Source organism: Vallitalea longa (genome assembly GCF_027923465.1).
GTDB classification, from domain to species: domain Bacteria; phylum Bacillota; class Clostridia; order Lachnospirales; family Vallitaleaceae; genus Vallitalea; species Vallitalea longa.
This window is the reverse complement of sequence record NZ_BRLB01000003.1, coordinates 48564-74917: the sequence shown is the minus strand read 5'-3', so window position 1 is coordinate 74917 and position 26354 is coordinate 48564. Positions and strand designations below refer to the sequence as shown.

21 protein-coding genes and 1 other RNA gene are annotated in these 26354 nt (G+C 31.1%); 3 read left to right on the top strand and 19 right to left on the bottom strand.

Annotated features, from left to right (window positions below; translation table 11 throughout):
* Positions 1-374: 374 nt before the first annotated feature.
* The 13 genes from QMG30_RS08255 to QMG30_RS08195 all read right to left on the bottom strand — a co-directional run bounded on the left by QMG30_RS08255 (position 375) and on the right by QMG30_RS08195 (position 14796).
* Positions 375-1082, bottom strand: a complete 708-nt coding sequence (locus QMG30_RS08255) for a hypothetical protein (protein ID WP_281814408.1) — start codon at positions 1080-1082, stop codon at positions 375-377.
* Between the two features lie 139 nt (positions 1083-1221).
* Complete coding sequence (locus QMG30_RS08250) at positions 1222-1782, bottom strand: hypothetical protein (protein ID WP_281814405.1); 561 nt, start codon at positions 1780-1782, stop codon at positions 1222-1224.
* A 771-nt stretch (positions 1783-2553) separates the two neighbouring features.
* Positions 2554-2916: a transfer-messenger RNA gene (gene ssrA, locus QMG30_RS08245) on the bottom strand.
* A gap of 93 nt (positions 2917-3009) precedes the next feature.
* Positions 3010-3471, bottom strand: a complete 462-nt coding sequence (gene smpB / locus QMG30_RS08240) for an SsrA-binding protein SmpB (RefSeq protein WP_281814403.1) — start codon at positions 3469-3471, stop codon at positions 3010-3012.
* Positions 3472-3609: 138 nt separating this feature from the next.
* On the bottom strand, positions 3610-5763 hold the full coding sequence (rnr, locus tag QMG30_RS08235; RefSeq protein ID WP_281814401.1) for a ribonuclease R: 2154 nt from the start codon (positions 5761-5763) through the stop codon (positions 3610-3612).
* Between the two features lie 329 nt (positions 5764-6092).
* Positions 6093-6341 carry a preprotein translocase subunit SecG gene (gene secG, locus QMG30_RS08230; RefSeq protein ID WP_281814398.1) on the bottom strand — a complete coding sequence of 83 codons (249 nt, stop codon included), beginning with the start codon at positions 6339-6341 and terminating at the stop codon, positions 6093-6095.
* Positions 6342-6461: 120 nt separating this feature from the next.
* The gene (locus QMG30_RS08225; RefSeq protein WP_281814396.1) at positions 6462-7136 is read right to left on the bottom strand and encodes a PHP domain-containing protein; all 675 of its coding nucleotides are present in this window, start codon (positions 7134-7136) and stop codon (positions 6462-6464) included.
* 153 nt (positions 7137-7289) lie between these two features.
* Positions 7290-8609, bottom strand: coding sequence for a phosphopyruvate hydratase (gene eno, locus QMG30_RS08220; protein ID WP_281814394.1), 1320 nt, complete (start codon positions 8607-8609; stop codon positions 7290-7292).
* Between the two features lie 290 nt (positions 8610-8899).
* Positions 8900-10438: a 2,3-bisphosphoglycerate-independent phosphoglycerate mutase gene (gene gpmI, locus QMG30_RS08215; protein ID WP_281814391.1), complete on the bottom strand. Its 1539-nt coding sequence runs from the start codon at positions 10436-10438 to the stop codon at positions 8900-8902.
* Between the two features lie 91 nt (positions 10439-10529).
* The gene (gene tpiA / locus QMG30_RS08210) at positions 10530-11279 is read right to left on the bottom strand and encodes a triose-phosphate isomerase (RefSeq protein ID WP_281814838.1); all 750 of its coding nucleotides are present in this window, start codon (positions 11277-11279) and stop codon (positions 10530-10532) included.
* Positions 11280-11305: 26 nt separating this feature from the next.
* Positions 11306-12499, bottom strand: coding sequence for a phosphoglycerate kinase (locus QMG30_RS08205; RefSeq protein WP_281814390.1), 1194 nt, complete (start codon positions 12497-12499; stop codon positions 11306-11308).
* A 210-nt stretch (positions 12500-12709) separates the two neighbouring features.
* Entirely contained in the window at positions 12710-13699 is a 990-nt protein-coding gene (gene gap, locus QMG30_RS08200) for a type I glyceraldehyde-3-phosphate dehydrogenase (protein WP_281814388.1), read from the bottom strand.
* A gap of 59 nt (positions 13700-13758) precedes the next feature.
* Complete coding sequence (locus QMG30_RS08195) at positions 13759-14796, bottom strand: sugar-binding transcriptional regulator (protein ID WP_281814386.1); 1038 nt, start codon at positions 14794-14796, stop codon at positions 13759-13761.
* Between the two features lie 458 nt (positions 14797-15254).
* Here QMG30_RS08195 and QMG30_RS08190 point away from each other — a divergent pair, with 458 nt between their 5' ends.
* Positions 15255-15818, top strand: a complete 564-nt coding sequence (locus QMG30_RS08190) for a hypothetical protein (RefSeq protein ID WP_281814384.1) — start codon at positions 15255-15257, stop codon at positions 15816-15818.
* Between the two features lie 194 nt (positions 15819-16012).
* Here the strand turns inward: QMG30_RS08190 and QMG30_RS08185 are convergent, their stop codons facing one another.
* Entirely contained in the window at positions 16013-17683 is a 1671-nt protein-coding gene (locus QMG30_RS08185) for a Na/Pi cotransporter family protein (RefSeq protein WP_281814382.1), read from the bottom strand.
* 528 nt (positions 17684-18211) lie between these two features.
* On the opposite strand from QMG30_RS08185, the gene QMG30_RS08180 reads away from it, so the two are divergent.
* Positions 18212-19033 (top strand): histidinol-phosphatase HisJ family protein, encoded by an 822-nt coding sequence (locus tag QMG30_RS08180; protein ID WP_281814380.1) that lies wholly within the window; start codon positions 18212-18214, stop codon positions 19031-19033.
* Between the two features lie 225 nt (positions 19034-19258).
* Complete coding sequence (locus QMG30_RS08175; RefSeq protein ID WP_281814377.1) at positions 19259-20257, top strand: patatin-like phospholipase family protein; 999 nt, start codon at positions 19259-19261, stop codon at positions 20255-20257.
* 195 nt (positions 20258-20452) lie between these two features.
* Here the strand turns inward: QMG30_RS08175 and mnmA are convergent, their stop codons facing one another.
* The 5 genes from mnmA to QMG30_RS08150 all read right to left on the bottom strand — a co-directional run bounded on the left by mnmA (position 20453) and on the right by QMG30_RS08150 (position 26290).
* Entirely contained in the window at positions 20453-21535 is a 1083-nt protein-coding gene (gene mnmA, locus QMG30_RS08170; protein WP_281814375.1) for a tRNA 2-thiouridine(34) synthase MnmA, read from the bottom strand.
* 86 nt (positions 21536-21621) lie between these two features.
* Positions 21622-22062: a Fe-S cluster assembly scaffold protein NifU gene (gene nifU, locus QMG30_RS08165; RefSeq protein WP_281814372.1), complete on the bottom strand. Its 441-nt coding sequence runs from the start codon at positions 22060-22062 to the stop codon at positions 21622-21624.
* Positions 22063-22119: 57 nt separating this feature from the next.
* Positions 22120-23298, bottom strand: a complete 1179-nt coding sequence (gene nifS / locus QMG30_RS08160) for a cysteine desulfurase NifS (RefSeq protein ID WP_281814369.1) — start codon at positions 23296-23298, stop codon at positions 22120-22122.
* 50 nt (positions 23299-23348) lie between these two features.
* Positions 23349-23774 (bottom strand): RrF2 family transcriptional regulator, encoded by a 426-nt coding sequence (locus tag QMG30_RS08155; RefSeq protein WP_281814367.1) that lies wholly within the window; start codon positions 23772-23774, stop codon positions 23349-23351.
* Between the two features lie 158 nt (positions 23775-23932).
* Positions 23933-26290: an ATP-dependent Clp protease ATP-binding subunit gene (locus QMG30_RS08150; RefSeq protein ID WP_281814364.1), complete on the bottom strand. Its 2358-nt coding sequence runs from the start codon at positions 26288-26290 to the stop codon at positions 23933-23935.
* Between the last annotated feature and the right edge of the window lie 64 nt (positions 26291-26354).

Below are 26354 nucleotides of genomic sequence, written 5' to 3'. Positions count from 1 at the left end.
CTAATAAAAAATGCTAATATATGTTTTATAGTTGCAGTTATATTGATACTTATAATAGATTTATGGATTATATCATAATTTTTGTCCTTTCAATTTTTCATATTGAATGTTAAAGATATAATAGCTATATCATTGGACTCACCCCTTACATATTATTCTATTTAGTTACATCTCTCCTTTTTCGATAATTGGCAGGAGGGTAGAAAAAACTATCCCTTAGTGGAATAGCTCTTAAATTCAAAATAATACTTTTGTTTATAAATAAACTATCCTCCTCCCCCTAACCTATCAGCGCTAACAAGTTGAGAGAGGGAGTTCTTAAACGTTTTCATAACATTTAGTAAAATAAAAAAAGACCATACTAAACTCTTTGATTAATTTTCAATCCATGTAATAAATTTATCATATTTTGATGGAATTATTCCTTCTGAAGTATAAACATACATCTTTTTTACAATTTTATTAAAAGCTGAGATATATGGATCACAAATAACTTCATCTAAAGTAAAGCCATTAATAGGAATACATTTCTTACTGATCATATTTCGTTTATTAAATCTAAAATAGTTAAAAAACTCATCTTTATTAAGGTCATTGCGATATGTGGATACAATTGATGACTGACTCTGTAGAATAAATTCATAACCTACAACCTCTGTAACATCATCTTTCGGCTTACGCAACAAAAAATAGCGTACCCACTGATTTAATTTATTCTCTATTGATAGTTTATTAAAAATCTGAAATACCTCTTTACTAGGTATAGAAACTTGTATTGCACATGGTTCTCCATTGTATTTAATTATAACTAAATTAGTAAAAACTTTTTGAACTTCATTTATTTTTTGTGCAACTGACTTATTACTTATAAATCCAATATTTTCCCTAAAGTTATCATTCCCTACGAAATCTTTAAAAGGAAATAGCATCCCTAAACATATTTGAATATTTATATTGTTTATTATTATCTTTTCTACCTTAGAACCATCTAAACAACCTATATCATTTGCATTGATTAAATCCCAATCTATAGTTATTTTCCCATTATCAGTATCTTGGTTATGTATCTCATGTAAAGGCACTTGTTTTAGCATCTTTAGTTATCGAGTGCATAGATTAATGCGTCACACTCTTCCTTTCCAAATTAATTATGACTACCATAAAAGAGGGTCTAATATAGGCTCTCTTTATGGTAGTTATGTAGACATTCAAGAATTATACTTAGGGTCTATTAATAGTTCCTGAGTTCCATGAAATTAAACTGCCTGTTTCTCCATATAGATCTGTTGCATAAACGTTATAGAATTTAAGTTTTATTGCATCTTCATTACCAACCCATGCAGAGTATTGATCATTTAAAGTAGTACTACCTGCACTATTTCTCAGATTAACATTAATTGTATCAAGGTCACTTCCAAACCAACCTGCAGTTGTTACTTTTAATGTCCCTGTAACCTTTTTTATAGGACTTGATGCATTAGCAGATACATTTATATAAACATAACTAGATGACCAATAAGCAACCTTAACTGTACAGTAAACTGCTGTTGACCTACTCATTGCATCTGTGTTGTTTATTGCTCTAAGAGTTCCATCATTTTCTTGAATAACAATTATTTCTGAGTTATCATTTAAGTTCTGCCTCTGAATTTCAATTTCAAAATTATTATTAGTTGTTTCATTACTTGTAATTACTTCTCCTGCAAAAGACGTAGTAGATAATCCCATAACTAAAGTCAATACTAAGCATTTCATTAATACATTTTTTAAAAATATTTTCATCATAATCCTCCTTATTTTTTTGAAACATATTTGAACAAGCTTGTTATAGTATATATTATCATATGTTTTATTTATTTTCAACAAAATTATGAATAATTCAAATTAATTAAATAACAATTTATATAAAAGTATTATTATAATATATAATAACAATATTTTATTAAATTTGACATCTTTTTTATTCTGACTTATACTTTCAATGCAGCAAACACATTTTTTGTCAAATTTAATACTTTTTTTAGATTTATAACTCTAGCCAAAAGGATTGATTATCAAAGGCTTATATTCCATTAAAATTCAATAAAAAAACTGGATCAAGTGGTATAGAGGGAGGAAATAAAGAATATATAAGATACTAGTGTAGTGCTTAAAAAAGCAAACGGAAATGCAACAACAAAGATATAAACAAAGAAGTCTTAGATAATATAGTCATTGAACAAATTGGAAAAGAAATAACGCAAAATATCGATACACTTACTAATAATATATTTGAATATTTCCAATATAAAATCCGGGAAACCAACAATAATCTAGAGATATTTAATAAAAAAATAAAAGAAATTAACATAATGATAAATCGTATTTTTAATGCTATTAAAAATAAAATCTAATTATGGATCAAAAATTACTAGGCGTGTAATAAAAAACTACCTAGTAGAACATAAGAATATTAAAGGCAAACCATATAAATACAAAAAAGATAGTTAACTCTTTTGTAAAAAGAATAACCATCTTTAAAATGTAGTTGATAGATTTAATTGTAACTTTGTTTAATGGAGGTGAGGGGAATCGAACCCCTGTCCGAAAATCCATCCATCCGAGTATCTCCCATTACAGTCGCTAATTTAACATTCCCTCCATCTAACGCCTAACGACAGGCTGTAGACTTTAGTAGCTTCATAAGATCTTTCTCTTCCTCAAAGCTTTGGAATCGAAGTTGCCCGTTCATCTTTGTGCCTCAGTCTTAGCTACGGGACACTAAGGTGAGACAGCTACCTAATTAGGCAGCAAATGCGAAATTATTATTATTTTCGTCTGCGTTTAATTTAATTTACCAGGTTGATGACGCAGGCCCAGTGATCTGCGAATGGCTGCTCGTACTTCTGTGATCCCCGTCGAAACCAGTACACCCCCGTATATGATAATTAAGATTCATAGTAAATAAATGCTAAATATCTTATTTATTGCTATTAATCTTAAATTATTAACTGGGTTTGTTGTAATTTATTATAAATTACTAACTTTAAACTTTTTCTCTGCTTCACGACGTTGGTCTTTCTTAGCAATATCTTGGCGTTTATCATACTTCTTCTTACCTTTTGCTATACCAATCTCAACTTTTACTAAACTACCTTTTAAATAGACTTTTAATGGAACAATAGTATAACCTTTAGTAGCAACAGCACCTTGAATCTTATTGATTTCATATCGATTCAATAAAAGTTTTCTTGTCCTGAGAGGATCTTTATTAAATATATTACCTTTTTCATAAGGACTAATATGCATATTTAAAATAAATAACTCTCCATCAATATTCTTAATAAAACTTTCCTTTACACTGCATTTGCCCATTCTAAGGGATTTTACTTCAGTACCTATTAATACTATTCCTGCTTCATAGGTATTTTCAATAAAATAATCATGCCATGCTTTTTTGTTTTGTGCTATTAATTTATAGTTATTTGCCATAATATCACCACCATTACTTGCCGTGAGATATATTATATCATAAATTATAATTATTGCAAGTAATGTGATGATGAAATTTGTACAACTTATTACATAAATATATTAATTTTACATTTTTTAACAATTTTTTATAAAATTCTATTCTTCTTCATTAGATTCTTCTTCGACTAATTCAAAATCAATAGTTCTTTCAATTTTATTGACACTAGTAACGGATATTTCAACAGTATCTCCCATTCTGTATATTTTACTTGTATGCTCACCTATAAAAATATGCTTTTGATCATCAAAGATATAATAATCGTCATCTAAAGTTGTCACATGAACAAGTCCTTCAACAGTATTAGGTAATTCCACATATAATCCCCATGCAGTAACACCAGATATGACCCCTTCAAATTTTTCACCTAAATGTTTTTCCATATACTGAACTTTTTTAAGTTTTATTGTTTCTCTTTCAGCTTCTTCAGCTGTTCTTTCTGCCTCTGAAGTTTGTTTAGTTACATTAGGTAATATAGCATTGTAGTGTCTTATACGTTTATCTTCTATCTTACCATTCAGATTCTCTTTGATGATTCTATGGATCTGCAAATCTGGATATCTTCTAATAGGTGAAGTAAAGTGAGTATAATACTTAGTCGCTAGACCATAATGTCCATCACCTGTTACAGTATAGCAAGCTCTTTTCATTGAACGTAAGGCTAATCTACTGATTATGCCCTCCTCTGGTTTCCCTTCAACTTCAATCAAAAGTTTTTGAATCTCTTTTGGATGTATTTCTCCCTCTCCTTTTATATTATATCCGAAATTGTGTATAAAAGAAGCAAGTGCAGAAACCCTTTCAGGATCTGGTTCTTCATGAGTTCTATAAACAAATGGAAGTTCCTGCCAGTAATAATCTTCTGCTATTGTCTCATTAGCTAACAACATAAATTCTTCAATGATTCTTGTAGCCACATTTCTGTCATATGGTATGATATCTATAGGTTCACCTTTTTCATTGAGAATTACTTTAGCTTCTGGGAAATCAAAATCTATTGAACCTCTTCTTTTCCTTTTTGCTCTAAGAACAGAAGCCAGTTCTTCCATATTCTCGAACATCTTAATGAAATCTTTGTATTCAGTGACCACATTAGGGTCTTTGTCAACTAATATTTTTTTAACATTAGTATACGTCATTCTCCTATCAACATTAACTAAAGTCTCAGCTATCTTATGATTTATCACATTACCTTTACTATCTATATCCATAATACAAGAAAGTGCTAAACGGTCTACCCCCATATTTAATGAACAAATCCCATTAGATAACTTATGAGGTAACATAGGTATTACTCTATCAACTAGATATACGCTGGTTCCTCTACGTAATGCTTCTGTATCAAGAGGAGAACCTTCTGTAACATAATTTGTTACATCCGCAATATGAACTCCTAGAGTAAATGTATTATCATCATTTTTCTGTATTGTTATAGCATCATCAAGATCTTTTGCATCTTCTCCATCTATTGTAACCATCTGCACATCTCTAAGGTCCAATCTACCTTCTGTATCTTCTTTTAATACTTCAGATGGTATATATTCAAGTTGATTCATTACTGTATCTGGAAATTGCATAGGTAATTCAAAACTTCTAACTATAGATAGAATATCCGTGCCAGGATCATTTATATGACCTATTATCTCTACTATTTCTCCTTCTGGATTTCTTCTTTCATTACCCCAATCGGTTATCTTAACAACTACTTTATGTCCAGAAACAGCACCTTTACTCTTACTTTTTGAAATAAAAATATCCTTAGTGAACTTCTTGTTATCAGCAATAACAAATCCAAAGTTTCTACTTTTATCATACATTCCAATAACATCACTATCATTACGTTTGATAATTTTTATTATCTCCCCTTCTTTACGCTTACCTCTGGCATCTCTCTTAATGAGTTTTACAGCAACCATATCATTATTAAAAGCACCATTAACGTATGAAGCAGGAATGAAAATATCTTGTTCTTCGCCTTCAATCTCAACAAATCCAAAACCTTTAGCATGCGCAATAAACTTACCAACTATCATATTTACTGCTTCAGGTCTTGCGTATTTACCTCTCTTTGTTTTTATGAGTTTTCCACTAGCTATTAATTCCTGAAGTACTTCTTCTAACATATTTCTTTTTTCAGCATCTCCATTTATACCTAATAGAATTCCTAGTTCTTTAATTTTCATTGGTTTATAATCTTTATGATTAATTATGTCTAGTATGACTTGTCTTTTTTCTTCAATTGTATTCTCCATATTTCACCTTCATTAATTTATTTTTATTCTTGACTAAAAATTCATCTTTCAACCAATTTACTCAACCTTCATTATTTATATAGTTAAGCAAGATTTTTACTTATAGTATTTGTTAAATCTATTTTTATTATTTATCTAAAACCAATCCATTTATAATTTCTCAATTTTCCCACTTTAATATTTTACACTTAAAAGCTAATTAAAATGTCTGCAAACCAACCTGAAAATTTACTTGCATCAAGTTAAAAATAAGTAAATTAGGTAATATTAGCCATAGAAACATATTAATAAAAAAACACCCTGCTTCGCTGCAAAGTGCTTTATATATATTATTGGTATTTGATTAGTAAACTTAATACTATTGATAAAACAATAAAAAGTATTGCGCCAATTCTAGTAAGTTTTTCTAGTTTTCCTTCCATAGAACGAGCTTTGTTTTTACCCCAATAAGTTTCAGCAGCTCCACCAATCGCACCTGATAATCCTGCTGCTTTTCCTTTTTGCAAAAGCACTACAGAAATCAATCCAATGCATAAAACAAAATATACTATCTCAACAATTATTATTAATGCTCCCACGGTTACACCTCCTAAAGTTTAACACTAGTATTTTATCACAAACTATATATTAATTCAACTATTATATTATTCTTGAAAAATAGATTAATAAATTAGACTTGACTAGCAAGGTGTTAATCTCTATCCTTTAAATAAAGTATAATTCTTTGATTTTAATATCACCAATAGCTCTTCATTAGTTGTAATTCTAGTTGAAACAAATATACCTCCTCTATTTTCATCACCTGGATCATGATAATCAGAACCAGATATCATAGGCATATCATTATCTTTTGCTATTTTTTCTATTTCGTTATTATGTGAATCATGTCTTGGATTGCCGTTATGTACTTCAATTCCATCTAAAAGAGTTATATCTGCCAAATAACAATACTTCCTTAATGGATGAGCTTGATATAATAGCAAATCATTTTCTCTGCAAAATTCACTTAGACCTGTAATTCCTAATTCTAGAATATCAGTATTACTTCTCAATAGTTCTTCTGTTATACCATATATCAGATAATCATTAGTTTTATCGCCTTCTGCTTTAAAAGCAAGTTCTATCCCCAACAACACGTCTATATCATATTTTTCACCTTCGCTATAAGCTAATTTATATCCTTTCAGATAATCATCTATTTTTTCATCCCATGTCAAATACTCACTATTATCAAAAAATGAAGGTCTATAATGATCAGTTACAACAACTCCTGAATAACCATTCTCCTTATATATTTTTATCATGTCTTTTGCAGATACATTACCACATGGACTGGTTTCTTTCGTATGTACATGTAAATCATATTTATACACTGTATTTCACCTTCTTTATGTATAGAAAATCAAGTTAATTATCGTACAGCTTCCTTAGCACATATGAAAACGCTCTTATTTCATATGTTAAAAAAGTAGTACTTTTCATATAAGATAAAATAAAGACCTCGAATAATCGAGGTCTATTACATTTTATTTATCTTTTAAATTAAACCAAGCATCAAGTCCTCTGAATTCAGCCGCATCTTCTAATTCTTCTTCAATTCTTAATAATTGATTATATTTAGCAACACGGTCAGATCTACAAGGTGCCCCAGTCTTAATTTGTCCTGCATTCGCTGCTACAACTATATCAGCGATAGTATTGTCTTCTGTTTCACCAGAACGGTGTGAAACAACTGCTGTATAACCTGCTCTATTAGCCATCTCTATAGCATTAAATGTTTCAGTTAGTGTACCTATTTGATTAACTTTTATTAAGATGGAGTTAGCTACACCTAGTTCGATTCCTTTTGATAATCTATCAGTATTTGTTACGAATAGATCATCACCAACTAACTGTATTCTTTCTCCTACTCTTTCAGTTAATAATTCCCATCCTTCCCAATCTTCTTCATCTAAACCATCTTCTATTGAAATGATAGGGAACTTATTGATAAGGTCTTCATAATAATCAACTAATTCTTCAGCTGTTCTTATTACTTCTTCACCTTTCATCTTGCTTTCACCTGGGAAGTGATACTTACCAGTTTCTTTGTTATATAATTCAGATGCAGCAACATCTAATGCAATTCTTATGTCATCACCTGGTTTATACCCAGCTCTTTCAATAGCATCCATGATAATCTGTATAACTTCTTCTGATGTAGCTAAATCAGGTGCAAATCCACCTTCATCACCAATGCTAGTTGCTAGACCTTTTTCCTTTAAAACTTTTTTAAGATTGTGATATACTTCAGAACACATTCTTAAGGCTTCTTTAAAAGATTTTGCTCCTACTGGCATAATCATGAATTCTTGTATATCAACTGTATTATCTGCATGCTCTCCACCATTTAGAATGTTCATCATTGGTACAGGCATAACTTTTGCATTGAATCCACCTAAATATTGATATAATGAAACACCGACAGCTTCTGCTGCTGCTTTTGCAACTGCCATTGAAACTCCAAGTATAGCATTAGCTCCTAATTTACCTTTATTATCAGTTCCATCTAGTTCTATTAATTTCTTGTCAATTCTAACTTGGTCTAATGCATTCATTCCTATTATTTCTTCTGCAATAATGTTATTAACATTATCTACTGCGTTTTCTACACCTTTACCCATGTAGCGGTCGCCACCATCTCTAAGTTCAACTGCCTCAAAAGCTCCTGTTGATGCTCCTGAAGGTACTGCTGCTCGTCCTAAATATCCATCTTCTGTCACTACTTCTACTTCTACTGTTGGGTTAGCTCTTGAGTCAAGTATTTCTCTTGCATAAACATCAATAATTTCTACAAAACTTTTCATACTTTTTCTCCTTTCAATATCTATTAAAAAATATATTAGTTAAAGGTAAACATTCAATATATGATAATATCCAGAGAACAAAAGAGGCTATGCCTCGTTCCGCAAGCGAATTTATCGTTAGGAAAATTTCCTTGACGCATATGAAAACGCTTCTATTTCATATGCTAAAAAAGTAGTACCTTCCTATAAGATAAAAAATTAAGTCAACATATATTATCTCTCATAAGATAAATCTTATACATTATTTTACCCATAATAATATCTTATTAATACTTTTAAAGTAGTTAAGGCTATTTATTTTTTAATAAAGATTCACCCGTCATTTCAGCTGGTTTTTCAACTTCCATCAATTCTAGTAACGTAGGTGCGATATCAGCTAATTTTCCACCTTCTCGTAGTGTAACATTCTCTTTATAGTTAACTAAGATAAATGGAACTGGATTAGTTGTATGAGCAGTAAATGGCTGTCCTGTTTTATAATCAACTAATTGTTCTGAGTTTCCGTGATCGGCACAGATAAACATTTGACCATCTACTTCAAGTAAAGCATCAAGTGTTCTTCCAACACATGTATCTACAGTCTCTACTGCCTTGATTACTGCTTTTTCTATTCCAGTATGACCAACCATATCTGGATTAGCGAAATTGATTATTATAAGGTCATATTTATTGCTCTTGATAGAATTCACAAGATTATCACATACTTCTACTGCACTCATTTCAGGTTGTAAATCATATGTTGCAACTTTTGGTGATGGTACTAATATTCTATCTTCGCCTTTATAAGGTTCTTCGATACCACCATTGAAGAAGAATGTTACATGAGCGTATTTTTCTGTTTCAGCTAATCTAAGTTGCTTTAAGCCTTTATTAGAAATATACTCTCCTAATGTATTTTGAAGCATAACTTTATGGAAAGCTACAATCTTATTAGGTATGGTTACATCATAATCTGTAAAACAAACATATGTTAATTTAAAGAATTCTCTATCGAATTTATCAAATTTCTCATCACAAAAAGCTCTTGTAATCTGTCTAGCTCTGTCAGGTCGGAAGTTAAAACATATTATTGAATCGTTCTCTTTAATAAGTCCAGTAGGTTCACCTTCTGACGTAACAACTGTTGGTAGGACGAATTCATCATATACTTCATCTTGATATGATCCTTGTACAGCTGCTTGGGCACTTTTTGCGAATTTCCCTTCACCTTTAACCATAGCATCATAAGCAAGTTTTTCTCTTTCCCAACGATTATCTCTATCCATAGAATAGTAACGTCCCATTACAGTCGCTATCTTACCAACACCGATTTCTCTCATTTTTTCTTCTAACTCTTCAATATAATCTTTACCTGAAGCTGGAGGTGTATCTCTACCATCTAAAAACGCATGCACAAATACTTTTTCAAGATTATGTTGTTTAGCTAATTTTAACAAAGCATATAAGTGTTTATTGTGAGAGTGTACTCCTCCATCTGATAATAAACCATATAAATGTAATGCTGAGTTATTTTCTTTGCAATTACTGATTGCTGCTAATAGAGCTTCATTTTCAAAGAATCTTCCGTCTTCAATATCTTTAGTGATTCTTGTAAGTTCCTGATATACTATTCTACCAGCACCAATATTAAGATGTCCTACTTCAGAGTTACCCATCTGTCCATGAGGTAATCCAACATCTAGTCCACTTGCAAAACCTTCAACGCATGGATAAGTTTTCATTATCTTATCGATGATAGGTGTATTTGCTAGTTTTACCCCATTAGCTTCAGTCTTTTCATTTAGTCCAAATCCATCTAATATCATTAATACTGTTGGTTTTTTTGCCATTTTATAACTCCTTTACATATATCGAATCAATTACCCTAGTAATATACTTGAAGGTTATGAATAAATTCATAACCTTATATGATAATCATTATTATTTATAATTAACTACTTTACCAAAATCAGCTTTTAAGCTTGCTCCACCAACTAATCCACCATCAATATCTTCCATAGCGAACAGTTCTTTTGCATTACCTGCATTAACACTTCCGCCATATTGAATCCTTACTGCATTAGCTACTTCTTCGTCATATACTTCTTTTACTACTTGACGTATAGCAGCACATACTTCTTCAGCTTGTTGTGATGTAGCAGTCTTTCCAGTTCCTATTGCCCATATTGGTTCGTAAGCTAAAACTACATTTTTAGCATCTTCTTTTGCAACATCTTTTAACGCTACTTTTATTTGAGTTCTGATAAGATCAACTGTAATACCTTGTTCTCTCTGTTCTAATGTTTCACCACAACAGATGATAGGTATTAAACCATGTTCTATAGCTTTTAATACTTTCTTGTTAACTATTTCATTAGTTTCTCCAAAGTACTCTCTTCTTTCAGAGTGACCTAATACAACGTATTTAACTCCTATTTCAGTTAACATGTTTGGAGCAATCTCACCTGTATAAGCTCCTTTTTCTTCATAGTACATATTTTGTGCACCGATTTCAATGTTACTGTCTTTAGTAGCTTCTACAGCTAATACTAAAGATACATAAGGTGTACAAAATACAACATCTACATCATCGTTCTTTACTAATGGTTTTAACTCTTCAATTAAAGCTAATGCTTCTCTTGGAGTCTTATTCATCTTCCAGTTTCCTGCAATAATCATCTTACGCATTATAAAAAACCTCCACATTTATTATATTTTTATTTGTTGTCAGCCGCTGCTACTCCAGGTAATTCTTTTCCTTCTAAGAATTCAAGTGAAGCTCCTCCACCTGTAGAGATATGAGTCATTTTGTCTCCAAATCCAAGTTGGTTAACTGCTGCTGCAGAATCACCACCACCGATTATAGTAGTAGCATCAGTTTCTGCTAAAGCTTTAGCTACAGCAATTGTTCCACCTGCGAAATTTTCAAATTCAAAAACTCCCATTGGTCCATTCCATACAACTGTCTTAGCATCTTTTACAGCATTAGCGAATAATTCTCTAGTTTTTTCTCCAATATCAAGACCTTCCCAATCAGGCTCGATATTACCTCTTACTACTGTTTTGAATGGTGTGTCATTTTTGAATTCTTGTGCAACTACTGTATCAACTGGAAGTAAGAAGTTGACACCTTTTTCTTTTGCTTTATCTATCATTTCTTTTGCATAATCTACTTTATCTTCTTCAAGTAAAGATAAGCCTACTTCATTACCCATTGATTTTAAGAATGTATAAGCCATTCCTCCACCAATAATTAATGTATCTACTTTATCAAGAAGGTTGTTTATTACATTAATCTTATCAGAAACTTTTGCTCCTCCAAGGATAGCTACGAATGGTCTCTTAGGACTGTTTACAGCGTTACCTAAGAAGTCGATTTCTTTTTGCATTAAGTATCCAACAACGCAAGTATCAACATATTTTGTTACACCAACATTAGAACAATGTGCTCTATGAGCAGTTCCAAATGCATCATTAACAAATATTTCAGCTAAACTTCCTAAATCTTTGCTGAATTCATCACCATTTTTAGTCTCTTCTTTTCTGTAACGAGTATTTTGTAAAAGAACTACGTCTCCATCTTTCATATCAGCAACTGCTTTTTTAGCATTGTCACCAACTACATTATCATCAGCTGCAAAAACTACTTCTTTATCGAGTAATTCAGCAAGTCTTTTTGCTACTGGAGCAAGTGAAAGCTCTGGCTTAGGCTCTCCTTTTGGTTTTCCTAAGTGTGAGCAAAGTATAACTTTTGCACCATCTTTAATTAATTTATTAATAGTTGGTAATGCAGCAGTCAATCTGTTTTCATCAGTAATAACACCATCTTTTAATGGTACATTGAAGTCACATCTTACTAAAACTTTTTTACCTTGTACATTTATATCATCAACTGTCTTTTTGTTAAGCATTAGTATTCGTCTCCCTTCGATTTGATTTTAATTGTTATACATTACAATTCTATTTGAAATTTCAAACTATTTATAAAAAACGACTAAGTAGTAGTTTTTCAACTGCCTAGCGTAGAACTTTCCTATTTAATAAAAAAGTCCTCCCTATAGTCTGACCTACAAGAGAGGACCCTATTGGACCTTAGTAAAATCTATCTAAACTTATTATGATTAAAGTCTTTCAGCAACATATTTTGCTAAGTCAACGATTCTGTTTGAATAACCCCACTCATTATCATACCAAGAAACTACTTTAACTAAGCTTCCTTCCATAACAAGTGTTGCTAAACCATCAACGATTGATGAACGAGAATCTTTTCTGTAATCAATAGATACTAATGGTTCATCAGAATATCCAAGTACTTTACTTCCTTCTGCTGCAGCTTTTAAAGCTCCATTAAGTTCTTCTACTGTTACTTCTTTTCCTAATTCTACAGTTAAGTCAACAACAGATACTGTAGGAGTAGGTACACGCATAGCCATACCAGTTAATTTACCTTTTAATGAAGGAATAACTTTAGCTACTGCTTCAGCTGCTCCAGTAGTTGTTGGGATAATTGACTCAGCAGCTGCACGAGCTCTTCTTAAGTCACTGTGAGGTAAGTCTAAGATTCTTTGGTCATTAGTATATGAGTGAACTGTAGTCATAATACCTCTTTTAATACCAAATGTATCATTTAATACTTTAGCAAATGGTGCTAAACAGTTAGTTGTACATGAAGCATTATCGATGATATTATCTTCTGCTGGGTTATACTCTTCTTCATTAACACCCATTACAATTGATTTTGTTCCTTTACCAGGAGCTGAGATTATTACTTTCTTTGCACCAGCATCAATATGTAATTGAGCTTTTTCTTTTTGTCTGAATAGACCAGTTGACTCAATAACAATATCAACACCTAATTCTTTCCAAGGAAGGTCTGCAGGATTTCTTTCAGCTAATACTTTAATTTGTTTTCCATTAACTACTAATACGCCATCTCCTACTTCAACTGTTCCTTCAAATCTACCAAAACATGAATCATATTTTAATAAGTGAGCTAATGTATTAGCATCAGTTAAATCATTAATAGCTACGATGTCTACTCCTTGTTCCATAGCTATCTTAAATGCGTTACGACCGATACGTCCAAAACCATTAATTGCAATCTTTGCCATATTCTTGTTCCTCCTATAAATTTTAATTTTTATATTAAACTGTATAACAGTTAATAAACTCATTTAATTTTTTTCATAATCTCAATTATTCTATTAGCTGCGAATTCATCAATAATAAGTGAACCATTTTTTATTATATTTTTTACAGCTATTATAGCTTCTGCTTTTTTAGCTCCTCCTGCTACAGCTATTGGATAAGGAGTTTTATTCATATGTTCTAATTTTATACCAATCGACCTTGATGTATACACAATTTCACCATTTTTGTTAAAATAATAACCAAGAGCTTCTGCAACAGCCTCTCTTCTATGAAGAAAATCAATTACCGTTTCTGATAGATTTCTTCGTCTAGCCATTTCATAAGCATTACCAATACCGAATAGAATTATATTAGCTTGTAATATATTGGATATAGTCTCTTGAATCTCAGGTTCTTTCCTTACGCTATCAAGTGCTTTTTTACTTAGGTTGTCTGGTATATTAAGAAGTTCATAATCAGCATTTAGTTTTTTTGCAAGCTTGGATACAATTGTATTAGCCTGATATTCAACATTATTCCTTAAACTGCCTCTAGCTGGAACAACTAGTACGTCCTTATAGGATGCATTGGTTTTATTTAATGATTTGACAACATTATAAACTGTACTTCCACCGGTAAGTGCTATAATAATATCATCTCTTACATGCTTTAATAAAATATCCGAAGCAGCTTTCCCAATATTTTCTTTTATCTCTTCGAATTCAGATGAATTACCAGGTACAACAACAACTTCTTCACATTGTAAAAGTTCTTTAACTTTTCTCTCCAAATGATTAAGTCCTTTTACATGATGCATAATATTTTTCAAATCATCAAGAGTAGTATCTCCATAATCAGTAGTACTCATTCCCACACCTGATACTAGTATGAATCCTTGAGATTTCAAATATTCAGTTTCATTCCTAATAATTTTTTCTGATATAGATAATTTTTGGGATAGACTTCTTCTTCCTATTGGTTGATAAATATGTATTCCCTTTAATATCTCATATCTTCGTTGTAGTATTTCGATTTCTTTTGGAATAATTTTCTTAAGTGTTAATAAGGTCTTTTCCATAACTAATCACCTTTCGGTACCTTATAGGGCCCTGTGTACAATTGAAGTCCCTATTCCTTCAAAAAAAAGGAATTAAACCAACAATTCATCCCAACTTATATTATAAACAATGTAGTTTAGAATTTCAAGTTTTTTTTACTATTTTAACAAAATATTAACATGTACTATTATAAAATATCTCTATCCCACCTTATTATCTTGTTCTAAGGATACCGTTAACAATTTTATGGACAAGTTGACTGCTAATTACATATTATATTATATAAGATATTTATAATATGGAGTTTAGAAATAACTATAAAATAATATTATTTAGAATTTACCTTGTAATTTATTAGAATAGTAACATAGAACCTTTAGTAATTATTATTTTATTTAATAAATTATTTCAACAAAACTATCATTATCTATATTATGCATACTTATATTGACTCTTATTTATGAAAGGAGGTGATGATATGGGATGTAACTGTTGTTGCTCTGGAAGTACTGTAATAGATTTTGATAAAGATGGAAACGGAGCGGGATTAACGGCATGTTGTGTAGAACCTTGGGAAGATTTTGTTGACAATTTAATAGATTTAGGTATTACGACTGTTGATTTTTGTACACACAACCAAGCCCAAGAAACTAATGAAACTCCATTAAATCCTATTGTTAATTCAATTCTTACTATTGGAAACTTCATAATCCCTGTGTGCCAGTTAGTAGGATTAAGATTTACGGTTAACGTAAATGAAATTACAGATAGTGATGTATTGGCGGGACTAACCCCACCGACTGATATAGAAGGTGAATGTGCAGTATGTGAAGCACCATTAAGGCTTGTATTAGATAACTTGCAAGCGATTGGTAATCCTATAGAAATTGATACTGTAGGAACATCACAATTTGAAAGTATCATGAATGTAACTGTAGCTGGAACTGGTTTAGGAATAGTAGTAGCCAAAGAACCCCAAATGGGAATGATGCAAACATATTATATACTTACTATATGTAATATTTCTAATATAGAAGTTTAATTACTCTAAAAAAAGACAAGCTTTCAGTATATAATATCATAACTGTAAATTCTATTAGATTTATCAACAGCCTGAATTTTCCATGTATATCTGTCTATTATACAAAAATAGTGAACCACCTTTTTTTCAATACTTTAGGTAGTTCACTTACTTTACCCATAAATAAAATCTCAAATTCTATTAATTATTGTCAGCTATAATAATTCATCCCTTACATAATATGCAATATTAAGTGCATGGTCTGATATTCTCTCATAATTACTTATCAAGTCAAGGAAAACCACTCCTGTCGTTGAATCACATATGTTTTGAGCTAATCTTCTTATATGTTTTTCTCTTAACTCATCTTCCAACTCATCTACCATATCTTCATTCTGCTCCACTTTCCTTACCAGATCAACATCATCGTTCTCCCTTGCTTTTATAGCTAGGACTATAGTTTCAAGGGCTCTATTTGATAGGTCAACCAATTCTTTATTGGCACTCTCAGAGAATGTAAGGTCATTATCGATAAAGTATTTAGCCAGTTCAGCAATATTTTCCGCATGGTCTCCTACACGTTCTATATCGTTGACCGTGTGAAATAGATTGGTTACGATTTCATTCTGACTTTCATTAATAACAGAATTGCTTATTTTTATCAGATACTCCGTTATAAGCTTCTCCATATTATTAATGTTTTTCTCTACTTCGAAGACTCTACCAATTTTGTTGGCATCTTTTTCTAATATTGCACTAGTTGCCAGTTTTGCATTTTCTACTGCAATATTTCCCATATTAATTACTTCTTTCATTGCATTTTCTACTGCGAAACTAGGAGTTTCTAGGATTCTATCATCTAAATGTCTAAGGGCAACTTGTTCTTCACCTGTAACCTCATCATCACTACCCTTAACGATTCTATTGGATAGCGCTACAAGTTTATTGGCAAATGGGAATAAGATTAAAGTATTACTGATATTGAAAACTGTATGGAAAATACTTATACCCAACATATCAATTGCTACATTATTTCCAAAATTAGAATTAATGAATTTGAAATAAATTACACAAAGTATAGCAAATATCACCGTACCTATAACATTAAATAACAAATGGATATATGCTGCTCTCTTAGCAGTTTTATTAGCTCCTATACTTGAAAGCATAGCTGTTACGCAAGTACCTATGTTTTGTCCAAGTATAATATATACTCCTGCACTCCACGGAACAAATCCAACCTTTGCTACTGCTTGCAAAATACCAACTGAAGCTGAACTACTTTGAATTATTGCTGTTACGACTGCACCTGTAAGAATTCCTAGAACTGGATTTCTACCGAATAATCTAAATGCATCTTTGAATGCTTGGGCATCTTTAAAAGGTTCTATTGCATTTTTCATGTAATCAAGACCAATAAATAAAAGACCGAAGCCAATAATTATTTCACCAATTTGTTTTTTACGTTGACTTTTTGCAAAAAATAGAAATAGAGCACCAATACCAATAGCTAGCGGTGCAAATTGAGATGGTTTCAAGAATTCTAACCATTCTTGACTTGACACAATCCATGAAGTGATGGTTGTACCAATGTTTGCTCCCATTATGACTCCTACAGCCTGGGATAAATTGAACAAACCTGCATTAACGAAACCAACAATCATTACAGTACAAGCTGAACTACTTTGAATTATCGCTGTTACAAGAGCACCTACTGCAACTGCTAAAAATCTATTATTGGTTAATGCACCAAGAAGACTTTTCATTTTATTACCAGCAGATTTTTGAAGTCCTTCTGCCATAATGTGCATACCATATAGGAACATTCCAAAGCCACCGATAAATGCAAAAAAAATAAATATGTATTCCTTTGTTTGCCCATTCATTTTAGATATTTCCTCCTAATTATGATATATATTTTGTCATAGAGATATAAAGAATTAAACTCAAATTAAAATACAAAATTTAATAGTATGTAAATAAATTGTTAACTTAATATTAACAACACACTAATAGTATCATACTCATTTCATTAAAAACAAGCAAAAATGTTTATCAATAATTATTTTTTTTATCTTTTTTTTTGGTAAATATGCCAAAAATACTACTGAGAACTAATAGCTTTCTTCCTAGCTCTTGTTGTTTTTATTTATTTTTAGTATAATATTTAGATGAATATTTATATAGTTTATACTATATAATTTTGCTAAAAAGAATTATGAATCTTAAATTATTCAATCTAAATACTATGATAATTTCATATTATTATATATTATTATTAAAATTCTTTAATATTATTAGCTCATTCACTTATTTGTTCAAAATAAGCACGCAATTGCCAACGAAACATTTCATATTGGTATACTTGGCTAATAATTTATAAAATTATTTTTAATAATTTCTTAGAAAGGACGGTGTTTAAAATAAGCTACTATGATTTTCATACACACACATCTTTTTCAGGAGACTGTAAATATACTATGGAAACAATGATACAACAAGCAATTAAACACAAATTCGTAAAACTATGCTTCACTGACCATTATGATTATGATTATCCAAGTACACCTGAACTTGCATTTGATATCGACTTACCAAATTACCATAAATCGTTTTTACAACTTAAAGCTAAATATAAAAATCAAATAAAACTATTATTTGGTATTGAAGTAGGTCTCCAGCCCCATATATATGACATCACCAAACAAACTATCGATAGTTATCCATTTGATTTTGTTATCGCTTCAACTCATGTTGTAGATAGGCTTGACCCTTATTTCGGCTCGTATTATGAAAACAAAACCAAAAAAGAAGCTTATAGCAGATACTTGGAAGACATTTATCATAACGTAACTCATTACGATGATTATAATGTTTATGGCCATCTTGATTATATAATACGTTATGGTCATTATGATGATAAAAAACTATACTACCATGACCATAAAGAAGTCATCGATAAAATATTATCGAGAATCATTGAAACAGGTCACGGAATTGAACTTAATACTTCCGGCTATAGAAAAAATTTCAATGAACCTCATCCGAATATTGATATCATAAAAAGGTATCGACAGTTAGGCGGAGAAATAATTACTATTGGTTCAGATGCTCATTATCCTGAACACCTTGCCTATAATTTTGATATAGCCTATGAAGTACTACATGATTGTGGTTTCAAATATTTTACTGTATTTGAAAAAAGGAAACCAGACTATATTAAAATACCCATTTAAACCTTATAATATTTACAAATAAATATAGTAGGTCAATATATTTCTATGAATAAAATAATTAATATAGACCTACTATATTTTTATTCTGCAAAGCCTTTTGATTAGCTTAACCATATAGAATATTGAAGTGGGAAAGTCGAGTTAATAATATAAACTTATTTACATTAGTTATAAAAGACAAGAGGTTTCTTATATATATTAATAAGAAATACTTTAGGTGTTGACATGACTAATAATTTAGATACCGTTAAAATTCTATCTATCGATGGCGGAGGTGTTCGTGGTCTGATACCCTGTATTTTCCTTGATCATCTCAGAAAAGAACTTGATAGTTTTGGAAACAAAACTCCATTTTATAATTTATTTGATGTTATATCAGGTACATCTACCGGTTCATTGATATCATTAATGTTAATAAAGCCTCCAAAAGATTACACTGATTATGAAAGACTGGATTTATTAATGAATCTATATGAAAGTGGAACTAAAGAAATATTTCCAGAAGCTAAAATAGAAATATGTCAGACTATAAAACATTTATTTAGACCTAAATATACTGGTAAACCATTAAAAAAATTATTAAGACAAAACTTCAGGAATCTTACTCTAAGAGATTCTCTCTGCAACCTGATAATACCTACATATGACATGATTTCAATGAGACCCTACCTATTCAAACAACGGATAGATATCAAAGATTACTATGATAATTTTTTGTTAAAAGATGTTGGTCTATCGTCTTCAGCTGCACCAACATATCTACCACCAGCTAACATAAGATCCCTTACTGGAGGACAGCACTATTGCTTTGTTGACGGAGGTATATTCTGTAATAACCCCTCCTTATGTGCTTATACATATGCCAAAAAACTATATCCTAATGCAAAACAATTTATTATAGTTTCACTTGGTACTGGAGAATATGTTAGAACATACGAGTGTAAGAAAGTCAAAAAATGGGGAATATACGGATGGATGAATCCATTAAATGGTATACCTCTACTTACTGCATACATGGATTCTCAAATGGAAAGTGATAATTATATTATAAATAGCATGGACGATGTTAAAGAATACAGATTCGAAATATCTTTAAATGGTATGTCTTCTGAATTAGATGATTCATCTGATAGGAATATAGATTTTCTTAAGGGAAAAGCAGCTGAACTCATTCTATCAAACAGCAAAAAAATCAAACAGCTTACGAAATTGCTGAACATATGATATTAATAACACATCTATAATAAACCCAGCGATTTTGCTGACTATTATTTAAACATCGAATTTATCAACATTTGATTATTACTTAACATATAAAATAATTGAACTGTATCATAATACAATTACCTTGTTATATAGGTATAAACAGTCAAACCAACTGTAGAGAGTGTATTATGATACAGTTCTATATATGTGTAATTATTTTCTTATTATATTTCCTCCACCAATAAGCATGTCTCCATCATAAAATACCACAGCTTGACCTGGTGTTATTGCTCTCTGAGGTTCTTCAAAAACACATTTTAACATGTTTTCGTCAACCATTTCTATTGTACAAGTAGCAGGTTTATGGCTATAACGTATCTTTGCTTCTAACTGCATCTTGTTTTCTAATTTCTCTATTGCCGTAAAATTAAGATTATCAGCATATAAGGTATCGTCAAACACATCGCTATTGTCACCGATAACTACCTCATTAGTATCTGGTCTAATCTCAACAACAAAAGCTGGTTTACCTAAAGATAATCCAAGGCCTTTCCTTTGTCCTACAGTATAATTGATGATTCCTTTATGTTTGCCTAACACTTTTCCATTGGTATCAACAAAATTGCCTTCTTCTATTTTTTTATTAGTGTATTCTTCTATAAAAGAGGCATAATCGTTATCAGGTACAAAACAAATTTCTTGACTATCAGGTTTATTGGCAATCCTAACATTTATCTTTTCAGCGATTTTCCTAACTTCTTCCTTAGAATAGTCACCAACCGGCATTAAAGTATGCTCTAATTGATATTGTGTCAAATTATATAATGCATAAGTTTGATCTTTTCTTATACCTACTGCTTTTTTCAATGTATATCTTCCATTAGGTAATTTAATCACCCTAGCATAATGTCCTGTAGCAATATATTTTGCTCCTATAGCAAGACTTCTTTTTAGCATTGATTCCCACTTAACATATCTATTACATGCTATGCAAGGATTAGGTGTATTACCTTTTTGATATTCTTCAACAAAATAATCTATAACATTATCTCTAAATTCTCCCTTGAAATTCATAACATAATAGGGGATATCAAGAGCTTCTGCAACACGACGCGCATCATCTACCGCACTAAGTCCACAACAACCTGCATTTTCTTCTTGAACATCTATCTCTTCATCTTGCCATATCTGCATTGTTACTCCAATAACATCATAGCCTTGTTCTTTTAGTAGATAAGCTGCAACTGAACTATCAACTCCACCTGACATACCAACTACTACTTTTTCTCTGTCCATATCATCACCTTTAATTATATTACTCAACTTATTTTAGTATTATTCTAATAGTTTAATTATATCAATGGAATCTTCAATAATAGTATCTATGCTTCTTCCATGTTTTCGATGTCTTCATCATGAATATCCGCTTTTGGTTCTTTTAGCCCTTCAATTTTGATATTATGTTTTTTTGAATAGTCCCATAAAGCAGCATGTACAGCTTCTTCAGCTAATAATGAACAGTGTATTTTCGCTTTTGGAAGTCCATCAAGTGCTTCTACAACTGCATCATTAGTAATCTTGAGTGCTTCTTTTATAGTTTTTCCCTTAACTAATTCAGTCGCAATACTACTAGTTGCTACAGCAGCACCACATCCAAATGTTTTAAAAGCTACATCTTTAATAACTTCATCTTCTACCTTTAGATATATACGCATAATATCTCCACATTTTGCATTTCCCACTGTACCAACACCATCTGCGTTTTCCAATACACCCATATTCCTAGGATTTACAAAATGGTCCATAACTTTTTTAGTATACATAACTAACACCTCAATCATTTTTTTTATTTTATTACAACTATTTTTATTTCATAGTATTTATTTATTTTTAATGAAGTCTTCATATAATGGAGACATATCTCTTAACCTTTTTACGATATCCGGTAAAACTTCTAATAGATAATCCACATCTTCTTCAGTATTGTCATTTCCTAAAGTTAACCTTAATGAACCGTGTGCTATTTCATGAGGAAGTCCTATACCTAATAATACATGTGACGGATCTAGTGAACCTGATGTACATGCCGAACCGCTAGATGCACTTATACCCTTCATATCTAACATAATTAGTAATGACTCACCTTCAATAAATTCAAAACTGAAGTTTACATTGTTAGGTAATCTCTTGACTGCATCTCCATTCAATCTACAATAAGGTATTTCTTCTTTAATACCTTTTATTAATTTATCTCTTAACTTAATTAATTTACTGATTTTAACTTTTAAATTAACCTTAGCCAATTCTGCCGCTTTACCCAAACCAACTATACAAGGTACATTTTCTGTTCCTCCACGGCGTCTTCTTTCTTGAGCTCCACCATGAATGAAAGCTTTTAATTTAATACCTTTTCTTACGTATAAAGCACCTGTACCTTTAGGTCCGTTAAATTTATGTCCTGTCAATGATAGCATATCTATATTCATATCTTCCACATCAATAGGAACCTGTCCAACTGCTTGAACTGCATCTGTATGAAAAATGATACCTTTTTCTTTAGCTACCTTACCAATTTCTTTAATCGGTTGAATGGTTCCGATTTCATTATTGGCGAACATGATTGTAATTAAAATAGTTGTATCTTTTATTGCATCTTTTAGGTCATCAATTTTAATTAATCCATTTTCATCAACAGGTAAATAAGTAACTTCAAATCCATTTTTTTCTAGATATTCACATGTGTGTAATATAGCATGATGTTCTATGTTAGAAGTAATAATATGATTTCCTTTATTTTTATAGCTCTCTGCTATACCTTTTACAGCCCAGTTATCGGCTTCTGTAGCACCACTAGTAAAAAATAATTCTTCTGGCTTAGCATTAATTAGATCAGCAACCTGTTGTCGTGCATTATCTATGGCTCTTTTATTTATTTGTCCTACTTCGTATATACTAGAAGGATTTCCAAAACTTTGTGTAAAATATGGCAACATTGCTTCAACTACCTGTGGATGGGTTGGAGTTGTTGCTGCATTATCAAAATAAACTCTTTTTTCCATCTTTATCTCCTCTTTTTAACTGTATATTATATAAAATTCTAAGAATACATTTATTTCTCACAGTCGTCATGACCATCTACCAAATCTTGCAGCGACATATTATTAACAACATCATTAATACTATCACTTATTTTTTTCCAAACAACTTTTGTAATGCAGAAATCAGCTTCATCACATTGTTTTCCTTCATTAACTAAAGCACAGTCTACAGGATTAAGATTTCCTTCCAATGCTCTAAGTACATCACCTACAGAAATATCTTTTGGTGATTTGGCAAGTGAATATCCACCTTTTGCACCTCTTGCACTTTTTACGTAACCTGCCTTTTTCAGTATAGAAATAATTTGTTCAAGGTAGTTCACAGAAATGCCTTGCCGTTTGGATATACTCTTTAATGATATATTATTTTCTTTACTATTGATAACTAAATCTACCATGGCTCTTAAGCCATATCGCCCTCTAGTTGATAGCTTCATCTTAACACCTCAATTCAATTCCTAGTATTATACTAGGATTTAAATTCATACTAAGATTATCATTTTTTTTTTACCTTGTCAATATGTGTAATAAAAAATATTTAAGTAATTTTTTGTAAAAATAAAGACTGCCATTGGCAGCCCTTTAAATTACTGTACTATGCATGTTCGATAACATCTATATCTTCTTTTTTTACTTTTATAACAATATCGTCATTTTCTAAATTAAGAATTGCTGTATCACCATCTTTGATATTACCTCTTATATAACTCTCAGCAATCTCATCTTCAATATATCTTTGTATAGTCCTTCTTAAAGGTCTTGCTCCATATTTAGCGTCATAACCTTTTTCTAAAATAAATTCTTTTATGTCATCAGCAACTTTAATTGTGATATTTTTAAGTTCAGCTTCTGCTATAACTTCATTTAACATCAAGTCAATAATATCTCTAAGTTCATCTTTACTTAATTCAGTAAATACTACTGTCTCATCTACCCTATTCAAGAATTCTGGTCTAAACACTTGTTCTAACGCTTCTTTACACTTGCGTTCTAATGAATCAAAATCATTTTTACCGAATCCTATACCATTCGTCTTTTGGGCAGTACCAGCATTTGATGTCATTATTACAACAGTATCCTCAAAACTTACCACACGACCAGTATTATCAGTTAATCTTCCATCTTCTAATATCTGTAGTAGAATATTAAATACATCTGCATGAGCTTTTTCTATTTCATCCAATAGTATTACAGAATATGGCTTGCGTCTTACTTTTTCAGTCAGCTGACCAGCTTGGTCATATCCTACATATCCAGGAGGTGCTCCTATAAGTTTTGATACAGTATGTTTTTCCATGAACTCCGACATATCAAATCTAATCATTGCATCTTCTGTTCCATATAATTCAAAAGCTAAAGCTTTAGTTAATTCAGTTTTACCTACTCCAGTAGGACCTACAAAAATAAATGACGAAGGTTTTTTCCTTTTTCTGAATCCTGAACGATTTCTTCTTATTGACTTAGATAGCCTAACAACTGCATTATCTTGCCCAATAACTCTTTCATGCAATCTTTCTTCTAGATTAAGCAATTTCTTGGCTTCTGATTCAGATATGTTTTGAACTGGTATTTTTGTCCATGCTTCTATCACATAAGCTATATCTTCTTTATTGATAATCACATTATTACATTGTTTTTCTATTTTTTCAATTTTAGATAACAAATCGAATTCACTTACTTTACACTTTGCAGCTTTTTCATAGTCGTCTTCTGCTGCAGCTGTTTCTTTTTCATCAATGACTTTACCTAATTCTCTTCTCAATGCCTCTAATTCAACTAAACCTAAATTCAATAGATTAGCACGTGAACCAGCTTCATCAATAACGTCAATAGCTTTATCAGGTAAAAATCTGTCATTTATATATCTTTCAGATAAGTTAACTGCATATTCAACAATTTCATCTGATATTTTAACTTTATGAAAGTCTTCGTAATAACCTTTTATACCTTTTAATATCTCAATACTATCTTCTCTACTTGGTTCATCTACTTGGACAGGTTGGAATCTTCTTTCAAGCGCTGTATCCTTTTCTATATGTTTCCTATATTCATCAAGAGTAGTAGCACCGATTACTTGAATTTCACCTCTGGCTAAAGCAGGCTTCAAAATGTTCGCAGCATTCATTGAACCTCCCTCAGCTTCACCAGCCCCTACAATATTATGAACTTCGTCTATGACAAGTATAATATTTCCACATTCTTTTGCTTCATTTATAATTGCTTTCATCCTAGATTCGAATTGTCCTCTGAACTGGGTTCCTGCAACAACAGCTGTCAAATCAAGCAGATATATCTCTGTTCCAATTAGTTTTGCAGGTATCTGTTTCTCTACTATCCTTACAGCTAATCCTTCAGCAATAGCTGTTTTACCTACTCCAGGTTCACCAATCAGAATAGGGTTATTTTTAGAACGTCTATTCAATATTTGTATGACTCTATCGATTTCCCTGTTTCTTCCAATAATTCTATCTACTTTGCCATTCATAGCATTATCCGTTAAATTAATGCCATATGTGTCTAGATATTTTCGTTTATTCTTTTTGGTAGCCTTTTTCTTTTTAGTTCTTATACCACCAGTGTTACCATTAGGAATTTCATCTTGTTTCATTTCTTCTTCTGGTTGATATTCTGTTGATTTACTATTTTTCATGCCTGAAAATGCACTATTTAATAAATTCATAAAAGAATTTCCACCTTCTGTTGCAGCATCAGGATCATTCATTGAAGATGTTAACTCATCCATATCTACATTTTCGAACATAGTCATCATCTGTTTATTGACATTCTCAAATTCTTCGGGGCTCATACCACTTTGACCCATTAGCTGGTCAAGAGGTGCAATGCCACTTTTCTGTGCACATGGTAGGCACAAACCTAATCGTTCTTGTTTTCCATCGACTATCTTAGAAACAAAAACAACTGCTGTATTTTTATGACACATTGAACATTTCATATATATCATCTCCTATATAAAAACAAGTAACTAGTTAATAATCTTTCAATTGGTTAGGATTTCA